Below are 15,889 nucleotides of genomic sequence, written 5' to 3'. Positions count from 1 at the left end.
GGTCTAGCGTTTCGCTCCGCGGATCGGAGCTGGAACATGGCCTCCTAATGGTATTCTAGGGTCGCAACGCTCGGGACTCACACCGTCGTTCGCCTGCCGCCTAGCCTTGCGGCGAGAAGGATCGGCCCGTGTTCATCCGGCGCATTGCGGAGATTCTCAATCAGCCCACCGCAGCTCCTCGTGCAATGAAAAGCCGTTGATCGACAGATTGCCGAGGATTCTGTTGTCCGTCGCGATGGTTTTTGGAACGAGTGCAGGCGCTGCTGCGCTCGCGTGCTCATGCTGTGATCAAGCTCGGGTCTCCACTCTCGCGCTCGATGCTGGGCAGTGTGTTTCGGCTAGGGACGCGCCCGACGACTACGCGCGTCCCAAGCTCGTCGCGCGATACCAATGGCATCGGCGCCAATTCTGGCACCGATGTCGTTACTCACGAGCGGCTTCAGATGGGCCGAGAGGAGTCTAGAGCTTGGCTTTGGTGGACCTTTCAATCGAACTTGTAGGAGGCCTGAAAGAACGTACCCCAGCGCTCCATGCTGTGCTTCCCAAATACGGACGGCTCACCCATGCAGCCGCTGCTGCTGCACAGAGAGTCGCCCCGTTTTTTGGTCCACATGGCCCAATAGCGGCCACCGACGCCGACGCTGATGTTCTGGGTGAGGAAGTAGGACAACACGCCCTCAATCTGGACTCCGCCACCATTGCCGCGTTGTTCGTCAAAGGTGGTGTTGGGGCGCAAGAGATGATAGTCGCGGCCCTTGAAATCGGTCCATGGCAGGTAGGCGACGTCGGCGCTCAAACGCCAACGCTCGGTCAGCATGGTTTCGGCGCTCAGGCCGATCCGAGGCGCATTCCATTGAGTATCCTCGCTGCCAACGATCCTGTTGTCACCCGGCTTCAGACATCGATTCCGCGGATTAGCGAACTCAACGCAACCGATCGAGTCCGAGCTCTGGCCGTAATAGGTCCATCCTATAAATCCACCGACTTTGTAGCTGGTGCTGCGCAGGAAATCGTAACCGACGTCGGCCGTGTAATATGTGAACCTTCCATTTGACTGACCTGAAAGGGTGTTCTGGTACGACCGTCCCTTGTGTGGCAGCCAATCTTCATCGTTGTGCTTCCCTTTGTTGAAGCCCCCGATACCCAGATTGCTCTTCAGGAACACTCCCCAGGGACTGTCAACACGGCCGAATAACTCTCCCGAAAGTCCGTCCTGTCCGTGATAAGTGAGCCTCGATATCAGTGTGCTGGGATCTTCAGGCCAGCCATACGGAAGTGCGCTGTGATCCCACTGGAATCGCCCCCGGCTCAGCCAGAGCCGCGAGCCGCCTTCGAACGACCAGCCGGGCGCGTAGGGAATGGGCGGCACGCTGGCGGATGCCTTCGCGTATGGCGACGTAGCGTGCCATTGTGCGGCCTCTTGGTCCGCACCAAAGTGGTAGTTCAGGGCAATCTTTCCGATGTGATAGTTGCTGGTCAGGCTGGCTGTGTTCGGCGGCAGAATCGCAGACGGGAACTGGACTGTTGCCGCGGTCGCGACACCTGGTCCGCCAAAATGCAGATAGTCATACTCGACGTTCACCGACCAAGCAGGCGTAAGGGCTTGCTCGACGCCCAGCCCGATGACGCCACCGATCCGACCATAGTCGAAATGGGTTTTCTCCTGTGGCAAGCCGCCGCCTTCAAAGTTGTTGACGACGTCGCCCCGATTGTTTTGCCAGGCCACGCCTGCTTTGAGATAGGCCAGGGTGTGGCCGAGTGCACCAAAAGCGTAACCGACGCGACCGGTCCCGGTGGCAAAGAGATTCGGACCTGCCTTGCAGTTTGCGCTTACAACGAAGCCCGAAGGGGCAAGGCATGTATTTGTGCCCTCGGAGACAGCACCGCTGGCATCCAGCTCGATGCCAAACACCCAGCCGTTGTTCTGCCAGTTGTAACCGATCTGGCCACCTGCAAGGAATGCCGGGGTATCGACGATGCCGCCATAGATTGATGGACCGTACGGATTGCTGAAGGAGGTTCGGCCGTAACCACCGCCGACGTGCCCGCCAATGTAGCCTCCAGACCAGTTCCACACCGCCTGTGGCAGTTTAAGTTGTGGCTCAAGGTCCGCCGGCTTGGCTGCGCTGCTTGAAACGAGCGCAATCGTTGTCGCACCACAACAAATAATTCTCGATCGCATCAAAGTTTGTCCTGCACTTCCCAGTTCACGATCCGCCTCCTTAAGTATCGCCGCACGACAAATCGTCGGAGCAGACCAGGCACGCGGTAACGCGCGCCAACGCCGTCCCGAAGATCACCGCACGACGATTGGTGATGATGTCCCGAACGAAGCAAACCGCGTGCCGAACTGAATTCGTATATTCTGCAGGAGTTTCGTAAGAGTGTGTCGCGTCAGCTTCCTGACACTGGTCGCAAGGCTGACAATCGAAGCGTGCGAACGAGAAACACGATCGCAGCAGCTACTCGGCAGGCTTGGATTGCAAGAGATACACAGGCGACGTCAAAATCGGTTCGGCCCGCCCAGTTTCGCGAAGACGGCTTTCCTGCGCGTATGCTTCCGTTTTACGAAGATCCGGCCCACCAGCAGGAAGCGCTCGGCATCTGCGTCTTGCGGCTTACCGCGAATTCCCTTGCAGTAAATGGCAATCGGCTTTCGGCTTTACCGTCGTGAGTTTTTGTACGTGGCCGTAATAGTTGATCAACGCTGCGGCTCTCTCATAGTGCGACCATGAACTTGGTTGCGGCGAGCGCGGCGACGACGGCGTTGATGAGGGACATGGAAGGCTCGGTCTCGCGCAGCGCCTCCACCGGCTCACCATAGATCGGGGCGCGGCCCGCCCTTTCGGCGTCAGTGCTCAGGTATGTTCGACATCGCACGGATCGAGAGCATTCAGGCAGTGCAGGCTGCCGCCGCCCCAGCCATGGGACGCAGATGCGTCCGCCGTAGACGCCTTCCTCCGGTGCGTCCGCGGCGAGATCGATATAGGACTCCTGACAATCGATTTTCTAAAGCCGGCGGTCCTGGACGACTGCTTCACCTTATCGCGGTCCGGCAGGAGGTAAGGGGCGCGTCAATTGCCTTGCTGCAGGAATGCAGGCGAAGTGACGATCTCCTCGTCACGCCGCGTGTACGCGTGGCGTTTAGTCTCGACGCATCCCTACATCGCTGCGACTCGCCGTCGAAGAGCATAGGTCAGCTCCTCCTTATTCACACTGTGACCTTCCAGCCCTAATGAAATCAAAGGATGAGCGTTCTGTTGCGATATCGCCAAACCAGTGTTCAGCATCCCATCATACCAGCGCCCGTATGCCTGGACCACGGAGTAGGCGAGCGAGCTCCTTGACGACCTAACGACTACCTCTGCCGACACGGGGATGTCGCTAACGTGAGTCCGTACTTTCTCGGCAGTATCGTCCTGATCAAGAATCCCTGGCGGCACAGACCGACGTGGTCGACGGCCAGCAGCGCCTTACGACCATAACGATCCTCCTCTGCGTCCTCCGGACTTGGCGGGTGCGAAAATCGGGCAGGCCATGCATAACTACATCTGCCAGACCGGCGACCCGATCATGAAAACTACCGACGTCTGTCGCTTAACGCCCAGAGAGCGCGATACTGAGCTCTTCCGCTCGACGATCCAGAATCGCATGGCAAACGCGGAGCCTGCTCGATCCCCGGCTGCTTGTGAGGGGCACATCTTGGCTGAATCATTTCGATGCGTCAGTTTTCCGTGCTTCGAACGAAAGCGGATGCCGTGGAAGGTCATACCTGCGCACAGTCGGTCTGGATCAACCGCGTGGTTCGATAGCGGACCGCATGGATTGTCGCCGAAGCAATTGTTTCTTGGCGACGTCAGTTGAGAGAAACCGCAGGCGGTCATTTCGAAACAGAATTGCAATTTGTGCCGGCCGTCTTGGATAGCGGGGGGCCGGCGCCCCCCGCTTTCGATGCCGGCACACTCGCCAGCCGGCACGCAGCCGGTTATCCGCCGCAGATTTGGCCCCCGACGCCACGACCGAACGCGAGCGCCGGCCGACGCATCGGAAGGGGTCAATCACCACCGGCCTGAAGGCCCAACTCACTGCATCCTTTGCGTCGTGATTGTCGATAAATGCCGCCCGTTGGGATTCCGGTAACGATTGGCGAGGCTTTGTAACAATGAAGCCATCTGGTCCGGATCTGATCGAACAGTAAATTCTCCATAGTTAGGGTCGAAAAGCGTGGTCGTTCCATTCGAGGCCGACGTCGCCACTGTGTGTGCGCCGCCTTCGGCGAAATACAAGCTGAGCAAATGGTTCGATCCATCTTCGTTGATTTCGTTCACCATGCGCCTGACGTTCGAAGCCTTGCCGAATGCGAATCTCTTCTCCTCTCCAGCCGGCTCCAAGCCTGCGTCCTCCAGAATTGTATTTTGTGCCTGAAGGTCGGCCTGAGAAGATCCTGCTCCCCTGCTCCGCAACTGATCCTTGAGATTTTGATATTGCTGCTGCCGTTCAGCCGCTGAGGCGTGCGTTCGCGATCCGGGTGTGAGCGCACTCATTCGGGTTGATGGGCTGTTGTTAAGATTGCGGAACCACTCCGCAGTCAGCCCAACGCAGATGCCATCCACATTCGCATCACGCAGGTCGGCCGTTCTGTATTCAAACAAGGAGCTGGCCGCACTCTCTGGAGAGGAGGTACTGGGGTCGGAGGCGCTAGAAGTTTGAACGTTTGCATCCGAGGTATGTGGCTTGCTGCAGCAGGCCCCCATCTTGTCAGGCAACTCCCCCGGTTGTGAGCTCCACTGAGGCGCGAGATCTGCAAGTGTTTCCGTAAAGCTGCCGCTATCCACCGACTGACTCGGTTCGTCAGCTTGTCTAGTGCATGTGGATGAGCCACTGATTCGATCATACATGACGATTCACCTTTCTGTGCTGCGCTAGTCTCTAGGCATCAATTCGGGCTGCTTAGGCCCTGCTGCGAGGATACCCAGACAAGCTGATGGCGAGCTGACGGGCAGCTGTTGTCCAGCTTAGAAAGCGTTCCTTTGTCGGACTTCTGACAATGTCTGATGCGGCGCGGCGTAGCGCTGTGTCAGATCCTCCCGCGCGTCGGCTGACAGATTCCGGAACGCCGCCGACCGGCTATTGCTGCGATGCTCTCGCGGCACGCCTTGTGAAACTGGACGAAGACTGGATCCGCTCCGGCGATGCCAGCTTCAAGGCCGGCTCGATGATCTCGTATGATTTGGCCGAATGGAAGCAGGATCCGTTGCGTGCGAAACCCTCTCGTTTTCCAGCCCAACTGTCGGCAGGCACTCCGCAGATTTGGCAGCACCGGGAATTTCCTGGTCCTGACGATTCTTGACAACGTTCAAACCAGGGCGTTCGTCTACAGGTACGATCAAGGTGCGTGGCATGCCACACCAGTCCCGCTGCCGAAGAATGCGACCGTAAGCCTATCAGCCACTTCCGCGCAGGCGGGTGAAATGACGTTTACCGTCTCTAACTATCTCACGCCAACGTCGCTTTGGTACTTTGATGCCGAAAGCAAACGGCTCGAGTTCTTGAAGACGGCACCTGCGATATTCGATGCATCGAAGCATGTCGTGGAGCAGCTCAAGGAGACTTCGGGCGATGGCACACGGATTCCGTAGTTGCTGGTGCGACCCAGGAGCGCAAGATTTGACGGGTCGACCCTGACGCTTCTGTATGGTTATGGCGGGTTTCAGGTTCCGCTTCTCCCTCCTATGGAGGAGCTTTCGGTCGACTATGGCTCGAACACGGCAATGCATACGTCGTTGCCAATCTGCGCGGAGGCGGCGAGTTCGCTCAGCATGGCACCGGGCGGGCCAGGGAGCCACGAAGCAAAGCACATGGGATGATTTCATCGCGGTCGCCGACGATCTGATCCGTCGGAAAGTCACAAGTCCGCGTCGGCTCGGCGTGATCGGCGGCAGCCAAGGGGGGCTGCTGGTCGGCACTGCAATCACCCAGCGCCCCGAGCTTTTCAACGCTGCGATCATTAAAGTGCCGCTGTTCGACATGCTTCGATTCACTCAGTTAGGGGCGGGCGCGTCCTGGAGCGCCGAGTATGGCGACCCGACCATTTCCTACTTGCCGTACCAAAAGCCGGTTCCGGGCAGGGCCTCCCCGGAGCCTTTCATTTTTCACCTCCACCAACCACGATCGCGTCCATCCTGCGCACGGCCGCAAGGCCGCCGCGAAGCTCGCTGCACTGGGCCAGTCTTATTTTTGCTTTGAGAACATCGATGGGGGGCACAGCGCCGCCGCCAATCTCGTCGAACGTGCGCGCCGGCTGGTGCTGGAATACACTTGTGCATCCAGGCGGCTTTGCCCCGAGCCACTGGAAGGCGCACCCTAGAGCGAGTTGGGGTCGACTTGAATCGTAGGGATTCCCAAAGGGAGCGAACCGTGATTCATCCTTGAGGCCGGAAGGAGGCCGGCAGGGATGGCGCATGGAGAGGCTCTTCGCATTCGGGTGATCAAGGCCGTCGTTGAGGATGGTCTTTCGCGGAATGAAGCGGCCCGGGTATTCCGGGTCGGGATCGCAAGCGCGATCCGCTGGGTGAAGGCGTTTGAGGAAACGCAGCGCACGGCGGCTTTGCCGACCGGCGGGGACCGGCGCTCGGTGCTGAAGCCGCATCGGGAGTGGCTGCTGGAACTTCGGCGCAAGGAGAACGATCTGACGCTCGATGCGATCGCCGAGCGACTGCTTCGCAGGCATGGCGTCGAAGCCGACAAGTCGATGCTGTCGCGCTTCTTTGCCGGTGAGGGCATCAGCTTCAAAAAAAACCGTGTACGCCAGCGAGCAGGATCGTCCCGACGTCGTTGAGCGCCGGCAAGCGTGGCGGTGCGCGCAACCCAGCCTTGGCGGTCGGCTCATCTTCCTCGACGAGACCTGGACGACGACGGCGATGACGCGTCGTTACGCCTGGGCTGGGGTCGGCGAACGTGCCCTGGGCCATGCGCCGCACGGACATTGGAAGACGACGACGTTCCTTGCCGGCCTGACCCGCGAGGGGCTGATCGCGCCCTTTGTGCTCGATGGGCCTATCAACGCCGAGTGCTTCTTCGCCTACGTCGAGCAAATCCTCGTTCCGGTACTGCGCGCCGGCGACACAGTGATCCTCGACAACCTGTCGAGCCATAAGAATGAGGCGGCTGGGCGTCTCATCGCCGACGCCGGCGCGAGCCTCCTGTTCCTGCCGCCCTACAGTCCTGATCTCAATCCGATCGAGATGGCCTTCGCCAAACTCAAAGAATTGTTGCGACAAGCCCAGGCAAGAACCGTCGACGCACTCTGGGATCTCATCGGCCGCTCTCTGAGCCTCTTTACCCCCGAAGAATGCGCTAATTACATCCGCCATTGCGGGTACAATCCGTTTTGATCGCAACTCGCTCTAAACATAGGTCAACGGTACCCTTGTCGTAAACTTCAGCTCTTCCATGCTAATGAACGAGCTGACGTCAGCAAAGTCCAGGCGGGTGATCAGCTTCTTGTAGACCGCGTCATAGACCTCAACCCCCGGCACTACGAGGCGGAGCAGATAATCGGTTTCGCCGGTCAAGCGATAGGCTTCGACGATTTCCGGAATGTCTGCAATGGCACGGCGGAAGTCTTCGAGCCACGCCATCGAGTGACGCGACGTGCGTACACCCATGAACACAGTCATTGGTACGTTGGCTTTGCGTCGGTCAACCAGGACGACGCGCTGACGGATCAGGCCACTGTCCTCCATGTGCTTGATGCGCCGCCAACAAGCCGACACCGAAAGATTGGTCGATTCAGCAAGCGCTGTGACGGGAATTGCAGCGTCGAGCTGCAACTTGTCCAGAATCTTCAGGTCGCGATCGTCCAACGCCATGTCCTTTCAGCCGGCTTCGGAGCTCGGGTGAGAAGAGTTTTTGCTATCGCAGAGATAAGGCCTTTGATTTGCACTTTCTAGAGAGATTGCGCGAAACAACGCCGAGATTTGCCGCCGAAGGCGCGGTAAACCTGTGTCGGTATGAAGTGGAGATCTCAAGGTGCAGCGGACGATTGGGCTGATCGGAGGGATGAGCTGGGAAAGCACAGCCATCTATTACAAGGAAATCAACGAAATCGTCCGTCAGCGCCGCGGTGGTCTCGCCTCGGCAGACATCTTGCTGCGCTCGGTTGACTTCGGGTATATCGTCAGCCTTCAAAAGGCAGGAGATTGGCGGCAAGCCGCTGATTATCTAACGAGGATAGCCCGGCAGTTGGTCGACGCGGGCGCCAGCTGCATCCTGATCTGCACCAATACGATGCATGTGATTGCCGACATTGTTGCTGCCAAGCTGAGTGTGCCGCTCATCCATATCGTCGATGTGACCGCTGCGGCTCTTCTCGCCGCTTCCTTCAAGCGACCCCTGTTGCTCGCGACGCGCTATACGATGGAGCAGCCATTCTATTGTGATCGCCTGCGGCAACGCTTTGGCCTTTCAGCTGTCATACCGGTCGACGGCGAACGGATCCGGATCCACGATGTCATCTTCGATGAGCTGTGCTGCGGAGTTATCTCTGATCATTCGCGCCAGGAATTGATTGACATCATCACGCGCGGTCGTGCACGGGGCGCCGACGCGCTCATCCTCGGCTGCACGGAGATTGGGCTTCTCATCGGCCCCGAACATACAGAATTGCCGGTGTTCGATTCGGCGAGGCTGCACGCCAGGGCGGCAGCTGATTTCGCTGAGGGTAAGCTGTCAGCTGGTGCTGTCTCCATAGACGCGCGGCGATGATCGCCTCGCCGATCGGCACTTGATCTCGTCCTCGGGGCTGATGCCGAACTCCGCCTTAGCCGGGGTCTCAGAACGCCGCTGTACCTGGCCATGTCGGGCAGCGCGGTAGCGTATGAAGGGCAATTGTCAACTTGTCACAAGATCAAATGATGGTCGATCGCGCTCGACCTTCAAGCATCTCTTTCTCCGAGGAGTGAACCTAAGCTCGTTGTAGCGAGATTCGGCGTCGCCTCGGCGTGCTTAGCGCGAGGGCGCTCGAGGCTCAGGCTGAAGCATCGCTCATGCTTGCAATGGGAGGTCTGTTCGCCAAAAGCTGCAAGCGCAGTACAAGAAGGGCCGCGTAGACGGCTTGCCGATCGATAGGCCAATCCAGATATCGACGGCGCCGAGGTCAGTTTTTGGCCCCGCACGCAACTGAGCGCTGCAACCCATAGCTCCATGCGCAGCGAGGGCCGTACCAGGGCTCTGTCCGCCGCACCACATGCTTCCGCCGCGAGCGGACCCACCGCCGAGATCACACCGGCTGCGAAGGTCTACGCCGACCGACAAGATCATGCGCAAGCGCGGCTGCCCCACTGCCTCAGGGCCGATGTGGCCGATCCAGGCCAGATCCTTCGCCATCATCGCGATCTGTCCAAGCTGCGTGAGCGCGATAGGTGTCGCGAGTGTTGCAGTTGCGGCGAGTTCGTCGGTGAGTTGGTGGCCAGCCACCCATTTCGCCAACCGACGCGGCCAGGATGCAGGCGTTTCTCTGCTGTTTCCTCATTGAACAGCTGCCCCGGATTGCGCGCTTCAGCTATCCGTAGCCTCGTTGACACGATCTTATCGCTGCGGTCGCGTTCGCGTCGTCGGCGCCATAACTAGCGATAGCATGTTCTCACACAACAACGCGCCGCTCAAAAATGGTGAGAGCATTCTGGCCGACCTCTGCAAATCTTCTCTTTATTGAGCTGCCATGGTGAGCGCTGCTATGGACGTCGTGGTTGCGGCTTTGGCGTCTCGTTCAAGACGTCGGTTGTTTCAGGTGCGACAACTACGGACGCCTGCAACTAGGTAGTGCGGGAAAACCTACATGGTTTCTTCATAAAAACCCTCAAGCGGCATTGGCATGCTGGTTGCTTGAATACCTGACGAAACCACTTGTGGCCATGATGCTCGTTCAGCACCCGATCCAGTATTCAGATGAAACTTGCCCGCTTCGTCGATGGCAGGGGTCTCCTGATGCGCTTTCCAAACCGCGCGCCCGCGACGCAAATCCGTTTTCGGATCGCGCTTCGGTTTGCCGGCCAGAATCCGATTGTCTTGTAAATCGCTCGCGACGAATGGCGGTCCACAACAGGATGGCGCACACCAAGGTAAAGACGTTATACCTCAGGACGATCGTTTGCGTCACTTTTGGCCGGTGGCTCAAGCGCGGGCACCTGCGAGATGCCGAGCCGGTTCTTGAAACTGAGCGCCGGCCATGCATCGGTGCTTGCAGATGGTCAATGAGCTGATGCCGCACGATTGGGATCCTGAGAAAATACTCAGACAACAGGACGAGCTCAAGGTCAAGCTGCTTCGCGCCCAATCGGTTGTCGCCGAATGTAAGGCAGGATTGGCGGAGCTGGAGCGGAGGCTTGAGCGTCGAGCAGTCTCATCGCCGATCGATGAACGCCAGCGCAACTCTGCGGCAAGCAATTCACGTAACGCACGACCGCGCAAATCGCGAAGCGTCGATAATCCTGTTGATCAAAATGCTGCCGTGGCGTTCTCGAGTCGATTATGGGACCGTTGAAAGCTGCCGCCGCTCACGTTAACCGCGAGAGGTTTTGTCACGGACCTCACGAAGATCTCGAAGCGCATCGCGTTGCGAACGCGGCGGGCGAACCGCGGGTGCGGCCCTGCCGATAGGCTCGGCTTTTTGGTTGATCGCGGTGCGTTGGCCAGGGCATGCGCGCAGAGTAGCACCACATAAGGGGAGGTATCCCCTCGTTTTTGACTAGAGCCTCCTGTTCGGGGGCTGCTCACGCTGATGTCCTGGATCGAATATCAAAGAGCTCTCCACCTTGACCCCGAGCCAGTTCGGTCGTCGTCCGTCTTCAAGTCGTTCAAATTACCCGTAGACATGTCTGGGGGGGCGCGATGGGGCGCGTTCAATGATCACGATGGTAAGGCCGTGGGGCAAGGCAAGCGACGTCCCGGGCGGTGCTGACTCCGGAAGCCGACCATCCCCACATCCGGGCATCGCATGGATGATGACGAGAACTGGCTGACTATGTCCTGCAAGCGATCACAATGCGAACCGGAAGAGGGCGGGTAACGGCAGTCACCGAAGTTGGTCAGACGCCAGGAAGAGAGTTCGCGGTGCGAATTCGATCCGGTACCGGCCACAGCCTCGTCAGCTTCTCGAAAGCTTGCTCGAATACGGAATAACCCACTGTTCCTCGACGAGAGGCTGGCGTGGACTCGCACAATTTCGACATATCGAATGCAGCACCTCCGCCATCGGTACAGCACGCCGTTCTCGATGATCAGCAACTGACCAGGCGCAACAAGACGCCTTTGAGCATCAATTAGCACGAGGAGGTCGATGACAAAGCGTTTTCGCAACTGGGCCCTATTGTCGATACTCACCTCCATGGTTGTCTGCCCCGCAGCAAAAGCGCAAGACCGCCGGATTATCACCGAACCTGTTGCACCTCATATGGTGTGCGACCGCCCCGTGCCGTCTGGCAAGCAAGATACGGCCACGTTGCAAGAGGCCATCGACCAATGCCCTTCCGGGGCCGCCGTGTATTTAGCGCGTGGCGAGTTCCGGTCGGGTCCACTCGAGATGAAATCGGGCGTGACCTTATGGATCGGACGCGGCGCGGCGCTGATCGCCATCCCCGAACCAGCTGCTTACGACAAGGGCCGCGGACAGTGTGGTCGTATCGCAGGTAAGGGCGACGGTTGCCGGCCATTCATCAGCTTTTCCAGAACGCGTGGCGGCGGCATCTACGGGGAGGGCGTCATCGATGGTCAGGGCGGCGCAATTATGGGCGGCGGCGCCGAAACCTGGTGGCAGCTGGCCCGCCGCGCGCAAGCCGAGGGCGGCAACCAGAACGCCCCGCGCTTGATCCAGATCGATCATGCGCAGGACATCACGTTCTCTGGTGTCACCTTGCGCAATGCGCCCAATTTTCATGTCGCGATGAACCGGGTCGAAGGTGCTACGTTTTGGGGCCTCACGATCGATGCACCGGCTGATGCCCGCAATACCGACGGCATCGACCCTGGCGCAAGTCAGGATGTGACCATCACCCGCAGCTTCATCCGCACAGGAGACGACAACGTCGCAATCAAGGCCGGCGACAATGGCTCAAGTAGCCATATCTCCATCATTGATAATTATTTCGGCTGGGGGCACGGCATGTCGATCGGCAGCGAGGTGAATTCCGGGGCCAGCGACATACTGGTGCGTAATCTGACGCTGGACGGTACGACGTCTGGCCTGCGTATCAAGAGCGATGTTAGTCGAGGCGGTCTGGTCGAGCGCGTGACTTATGAGAACGTGTGCCTGAGGGGTAACCGGTGGCCGGTGGCGTTCGATGCAAAATATGATCCGCGCGCACAAGGCACGAGGATTCCGGTCTATCGGCAGATCGTTCTGCGCCATGTGCGTGGCGACAAAGGTGTGCTTCTGATGCGCGGCGTAGACGAGCGGCATGCCCTTGACGTGACACTCGAGGATGTCCGATTTGCCAATTCCGCGACTTGGCAACTCGAACACGCGAACGTGACCGCAAATCACTCTGACGTATCGCCGCCACTGTCGGGACGAGCTACAGAACCGCTGCCGCGCGGATCGGAGGCATGTTCCAGGGCATTCCGCGACGGCAATCGGTAAGCACTACACCCGGCGCCGAATCCGGGTGGTGGGCGGGCCTAAATTGCTGGTGTTGCGGAAGGTCAGCCTCATGTCCGGTGCTTCGTTGCAGGCTTTGCAGGGCCAAAATTGCGAAAGTTATGTGCAGGTTCTGGTTTTGCGAGGAAAATGTGTTGACCATGCGCGGCGGCTATCCCGAGGCGGTACCTTATGTCGACTGCGCCCCGCGGGCCGCGAACTCAACGAAGAGTAAGATCACATGCGAATTTTCGAGCCGTCTGCTGCGCTTCTGGCCGGATGTTTCTGCATCCCGGCAGCGTACGCTCAGCCACTGTTGGTGTCGCATGCCGGAAATGCAGACTATCACTCCGTGCAGCAAGCCATCGACGCATTGCCGGCGGAAGGCGGAAATGTCCGGATCGCGCCGGGCATCTATCGCGAGAAGGTCAAAATCTCCAAATCCGGTGTTCATCTCGAAGGGACTGGCAGGAAGCCGGAGGATACGGTCATTGTGTATGGCGACGGCGCGATCAATGTAGGAGGAACCGCCCGTTCGGCGACGCTGGATGCCGCTGGCGATCACTTCCGGCTCGAGAATCTGACCATCCAGAACGACTACGCCCTCAATCCGGCCAATCCACCCTCGCAGGCGGTCGCGCTGTCCATTACCGGAGACAGGGACGTCGTTACGCGCGTCCGCCTGCTCGGCGCCCAGGACACGCTGTTTGCCGGCAAGGGACCAAACGGCAGAATGTCACGACAATACTTCTCGAACTGCTACATCGAAGGGCATGTCGATTTCATCTTTGGCAGCGCCAAGGCCTGGTTCCGGCAATGTGAGTTGCACGGCATCGCCAATCAAGCGGTGATCTATACCGCTCAGAGCAAGGCAGCGCCGGATGAGGACAGTGGCTATGTTTTTGATCATTGCAGGCTAACTGCCGACCCTGCCGCGCGCTATATCGCGCTTGGCCGCCCCTGGCGCCCCTACGCCACAGTGGTCTTCCTGTCGACCAAGATAGACGCACAGGTCATTGCGGAAGGCTGGCGCGAATGGGCACCGGGCGAGACCAACAAGTTGAGCACGAGCTATTATGCCGAATATAGATCCTTCGGCGTCGGGGCTAACCCCTCAGGCCGCGAGCCTCACTCGCATCAACTGACAGATGGCGAAGCCGCGAGATGGTCGCTGAATGTGTTCTTCGGGGGTGCCACAGATTGGCTGCCAACCAACCATCACGATGGAACACAGAGCAAGGTTCACGGTGAAGGGGGGGCGACGGCGATCCTCGGATGAATGACGGCAGAAGAGGCTGGTGTGATGGCTAGTCGTGTGCAGCGACCAATTTGCCTGTGATCTCCCGTATGCCTTGCAAACTCGATACCCTATATAACGTGGCCGAATCCTAGCGGCTCTTCAGGTACTGGTTCACAGAGTCGAAGCGCGTCCGATCAAGCAACGTGTCGAGCTTCATGTCGCTGTGTATGCCGCCGGCGAAGTTCTCGCCGTAGGACGGCACAGCTTCTTCAGCGAAAGACTGATAAGTCCCTCTGTCCCAACCTGCGGCATAAGAAAGCAACCCCGGGGCTGACACTCGTTGAGATGCGGTCCATCTACCGCGCATAGAGAGGCACGACAGTGTACCGTCACTCTATTCCGTCAGAAAGCCCGGGTATACGAAGGCGCCCTTGATCGTTTCGGCGTCTTTCTCGCTGACGCCTTGACCGCGAACAACATCGTACCACGAGGCGCGCACTTGTTCGGTCATGCTCGCGACAATCGCTTTGGCCTCTTGGGCATCCAGCAGAAAGCGGGCATGTTGCGACAACACGTTCTTTGCATTCGCAAATCGCCCTTGGTCGCCAACCTCCAGGGCTAGATCACGATGTTCCTGCGAAATAACCGGGGAGGGCGTCAGATCATAAGCTGGCGAAAGCTGCCAAGTCCGCTCTTTGGCTATCAGCGCGTGGTTGCGAGGATGATCATCCAGGTTGGAAATCAGCGCATTGAACGTCATGCGCCGGAAAAGTTCTTTGGCATCCCTTTCCGGCTCCTCCGTGACCCGGCGCATCTCCTCCGCCATCAATACATAGGACCAGCGATCGCGCATCTCGACCACTTCATCAGCTCGCAAAACGGTTAGTCCGCTGATCATCCGTGAACGCATATATCCCTTGTCGGTCTTCGTGCGATCGAAGCGCTTGACGAGAAGAACGTCCTTCGCTCCGACGCTGATGACACGGCTCTCAACGACGCGAAGACCGCAAGCCTTGGCCAACTCAAGCATCGCGCGCTCGACGCGCGTGTTGTTCCAGCGGTCGTCCGGGCGGTTGAATTTTGCGATCCAAAGTCCCTCGTCGTCCTCTACCGCAACTTTCGGACGGGCTCCGCCCATGGAGGTGCCAAGCAGCATCAAGTCTTGAACCTGTGCGGCTTCCTCGGTTTTTACATCTTCCTCACGCATCAAGGCTTCGGCGATTTCCTGAAGCTTTGCGAGTTCGAGCGTCTTGTTGAATTTGCGACGGGGTGCCGGAGGTTGTCGACCTAGTCCAAAACCAAGCGCCCCGGCGCGGTCGTCTGCTGAATTCAGCAAGTAATCGAGTTCACCAAGCTGAGGAACGCTGGCATGCTTCTCGATGACACGACGACCCCAATAGTCCGGGCCTGCATCGCGCAAAGCGCCAAAGACGCCATTCAGCCGGCCTGTTTCGTAAGTCTCGCCCGATAGTTTAAGCTCGACAGGGTCAATCGCCACCGCTTCTCCCCGTGAGAGATACGACTTGCCGTAGACGAAGCGGCCCAACGCATTGCCACGGCGATCCCTGGCGAGCTGGAATCGGCCGGCGGTTACGGCTTCGGTCTGACCGGGCAGCGTGATGTAGACGAAACATTCGGTGTTGCCTTTAGAAGTCATTGTCGAGCCCCCCGGGTCTGCGTGCCCGCTTGCGCTCCCGCCTCGCTTGCAGGGCAATTCCTTCCTTGTCCTTTGAGGGGTCAGCGAGTTCTTCGAGCGGCTGGAGCATATCGTAGAGCCACAGCAGCCCGGCATAGACCACGATACCCGTCGATGCTTTGCCCTTTTCGGCGTCCATAACAGCGCGCAGGCCCGTTCCGATTCTGCTGGCTGCGTCCTCCATAGTCATGTTGCGGCGGATGCGTGCGGTACGCAGATCCGCTCCCAATTGCGTGAGAGCCCGCGACACGTGGTAAGGCGGCGCCTTTTGAAGTTTGTTGGTGGCTACCATGCTCTTAAAGGCCATATATGTGGATTA

General features: G+C 58.8%; 12 protein-coding genes. 7 read left to right on the top strand and 5 right to left on the bottom strand.

The features are described 5' to 3' along the window. Positions 1-484: 484 nt before the first annotated feature. Both P6U29_RS33080 and P6U29_RS33075 read right to left on the bottom strand, forming a co-directional pair. Positions 485-2,182 carry an outer membrane beta-barrel protein gene (locus P6U29_RS33080; RefSeq protein WP_407114489.1) on the bottom strand — a complete coding sequence of 566 codons (1,698 nt, stop codon included), beginning with the start codon at positions 2,180-2,182 and terminating at the stop codon, positions 485-487. Between the two features lie 1,900 nt (positions 2,183-4,082). Beyond that, positions 4,083-4,898 carry a YopT-type cysteine protease domain-containing protein gene (locus P6U29_RS33075; protein ID WP_407114488.1) on the bottom strand — a complete coding sequence of 272 codons (816 nt, stop codon included), beginning with the start codon at positions 4,896-4,898 and terminating at the stop codon, positions 4,083-4,085. A 327-nt stretch (positions 4,899-5,225) separates the two neighbouring features. Here P6U29_RS33075 and P6U29_RS33070 point away from each other — a divergent pair, with 327 nt between their 5' ends. The 3 genes from P6U29_RS33070 to P6U29_RS33060 all read left to right on the top strand — a co-directional run bounded on the left by P6U29_RS33070 (position 5,226) and on the right by P6U29_RS33060 (position 7,394). Next, the gene (locus P6U29_RS33070) at positions 5,226-5,639 is read left to right on the top strand and encodes a hypothetical protein (RefSeq protein ID WP_407114487.1); all 414 of its coding nucleotides are present in this window, start codon (positions 5,226-5,228) and stop codon (positions 5,637-5,639) included. A gap of 55 nt (positions 5,640-5,694) precedes the next feature. Further along, complete coding sequence (locus P6U29_RS33065) at positions 5,695-6,246, top strand: prolyl oligopeptidase family serine peptidase (RefSeq protein ID WP_407114486.1); 552 nt, start codon at positions 5,695-5,697, stop codon at positions 6,244-6,246. 208 nt (positions 6,247-6,454) lie between these two features. Next, positions 6,455-7,394, top strand: a protein-coding gene (locus tag P6U29_RS33060) for an IS630 family transposase (protein WP_407114485.1) whose coding sequence is annotated in 2 segments (ribosomal slippage) — positions 6,455-6,790 and positions 6,792-7,394 — 939 coding nt in all. Because the reading frame shifts where the segments join, the coding sequence is not laid out codon by codon here. A 12-nt stretch (positions 7,395-7,406) separates the two neighbouring features. On the opposite strand, the gene P6U29_RS33055 is transcribed toward P6U29_RS33060, so the two are convergent. Then, positions 7,407-7,871, bottom strand: coding sequence for an Lrp/AsnC family transcriptional regulator (locus P6U29_RS33055; RefSeq protein WP_407114484.1), 465 nt, complete (start codon positions 7,869-7,871; stop codon positions 7,407-7,409). A 190-nt stretch (positions 7,872-8,061) separates the two neighbouring features. On the opposite strand from P6U29_RS33055, the gene P6U29_RS33050 reads away from it, so the two are divergent. The 4 genes from P6U29_RS33050 to P6U29_RS33035 all read left to right on the top strand — a co-directional run bounded on the left by P6U29_RS33050 (position 8,062) and on the right by P6U29_RS33035 (position 13,913). After that, entirely contained in the window at positions 8,062-8,766 is a 705-nt protein-coding gene (locus P6U29_RS33050) for an aspartate/glutamate racemase family protein (RefSeq protein WP_407119474.1), read from the top strand. A 1,480-nt stretch (positions 8,767-10,246) separates the two neighbouring features. Continuing rightward, positions 10,247-10,543, top strand: coding sequence for a hypothetical protein (locus P6U29_RS33045; RefSeq protein WP_407114483.1), 297 nt, complete (start codon positions 10,247-10,249; stop codon positions 10,541-10,543). A gap of 795 nt (positions 10,544-11,338) precedes the next feature. Then, on the top strand, positions 11,339-12,637 hold the full coding sequence (locus tag P6U29_RS33040) for a glycoside hydrolase family 28 protein (protein ID WP_407114482.1): 1,299 nt from the start codon (positions 11,339-11,341) through the stop codon (positions 12,635-12,637). A gap of 238 nt (positions 12,638-12,875) precedes the next feature. Further along, positions 12,876-13,913: a pectinesterase family protein gene (locus P6U29_RS33035; RefSeq protein WP_407114481.1), complete on the top strand. Its 1,038-nt coding sequence runs from the start codon at positions 12,876-12,878 to the stop codon at positions 13,911-13,913. 355 nt (positions 13,914-14,268) lie between these two features. On the opposite strand, the gene P6U29_RS33030 is transcribed toward P6U29_RS33035, so the two are convergent. Both P6U29_RS33030 and P6U29_RS33025 read right to left on the bottom strand, forming a co-directional pair. Then, complete coding sequence (locus P6U29_RS33030) at positions 14,269-15,531, bottom strand: type II toxin-antitoxin system HipA family toxin (protein ID WP_407114480.1); 1,263 nt, start codon at positions 15,529-15,531, stop codon at positions 14,269-14,271. After that, the gene (locus P6U29_RS33025; RefSeq protein ID WP_407114479.1) at positions 15,521-15,877 is read right to left on the bottom strand and encodes an XRE family transcriptional regulator; all 357 of its coding nucleotides are present in this window, start codon (positions 15,875-15,877) and stop codon (positions 15,521-15,523) included. Before P6U29_RS33025 ends, P6U29_RS33030 begins: the two co-directional genes overlap by 11 nt. Between the last annotated feature and the right edge of the window lie 12 nt (positions 15,878-15,889).

Source organism: Bradyrhizobium sp. LMG 9283, assembly GCF_045571415.1.
Lineage (GTDB): Bacteria > Pseudomonadota > Alphaproteobacteria > Rhizobiales > Xanthobacteraceae > Bradyrhizobium.
The sequence above is the reverse complement of the archived record's forward strand: the minus strand, read 5'-3'. Positions and strand labels throughout refer to the sequence as shown.

Coding starts and splice junctions, on each gene's coding strand:
- P6U29_RS33080 (WP_407114489.1), bottom strand. CDS start 2,182: ATGCGATCGAGAATTATTTGTTGTGGTGCGACAACGATTGCGCTCGTT.
- P6U29_RS33075 (WP_407114488.1), bottom strand. CDS start 4,898: ATGTATGATCGAATCAGTGGCTCATCCACATGCACTAGACAAGCTGAC.
- P6U29_RS33070 (WP_407114487.1), top strand. CDS start 5,226: ATGATTTGGCCGAATGGAAGCAGGATCCGTTGCGTGCGAAACCCTCTC.
- P6U29_RS33065 (WP_407114486.1), top strand. CDS start 5,695: ATGGTTATGGCGGGTTTCAGGTTCCGCTTCTCCCTCCTATGGAGGAGC.
- P6U29_RS33055 (WP_407114484.1), bottom strand. CDS start 7,871: ATGGCGTTGGACGATCGCGACCTGAAGATTCTGGACAAGTTGCAGCTC.
- P6U29_RS33050 (WP_407119474.1), top strand. CDS start 8,062: ATGAGCTGGGAAAGCACAGCCATCTATTACAAGGAAATCAACGAAATC.
- P6U29_RS33045 (WP_407114483.1), top strand. CDS start 10,247: ATGGTCAATGAGCTGATGCCGCACGATTGGGATCCTGAGAAAATACTC.
- P6U29_RS33040 (WP_407114482.1), top strand. CDS start 11,339: ATGACAAAGCGTTTTCGCAACTGGGCCCTATTGTCGATACTCACCTCC.
- P6U29_RS33035 (WP_407114481.1), top strand. CDS start 12,876: ATGCGAATTTTCGAGCCGTCTGCTGCGCTTCTGGCCGGATGTTTCTGC.
- P6U29_RS33030 (WP_407114480.1), bottom strand. CDS start 15,531: ATGACTTCTAAAGGCAACACCGAATGTTTCGTCTACATCACGCTGCCC.
- P6U29_RS33025 (WP_407114479.1), bottom strand. CDS start 15,877: ATGGCCTTTAAGAGCATGGTAGCCACCAACAAACTTCAAAAGGCGCCG.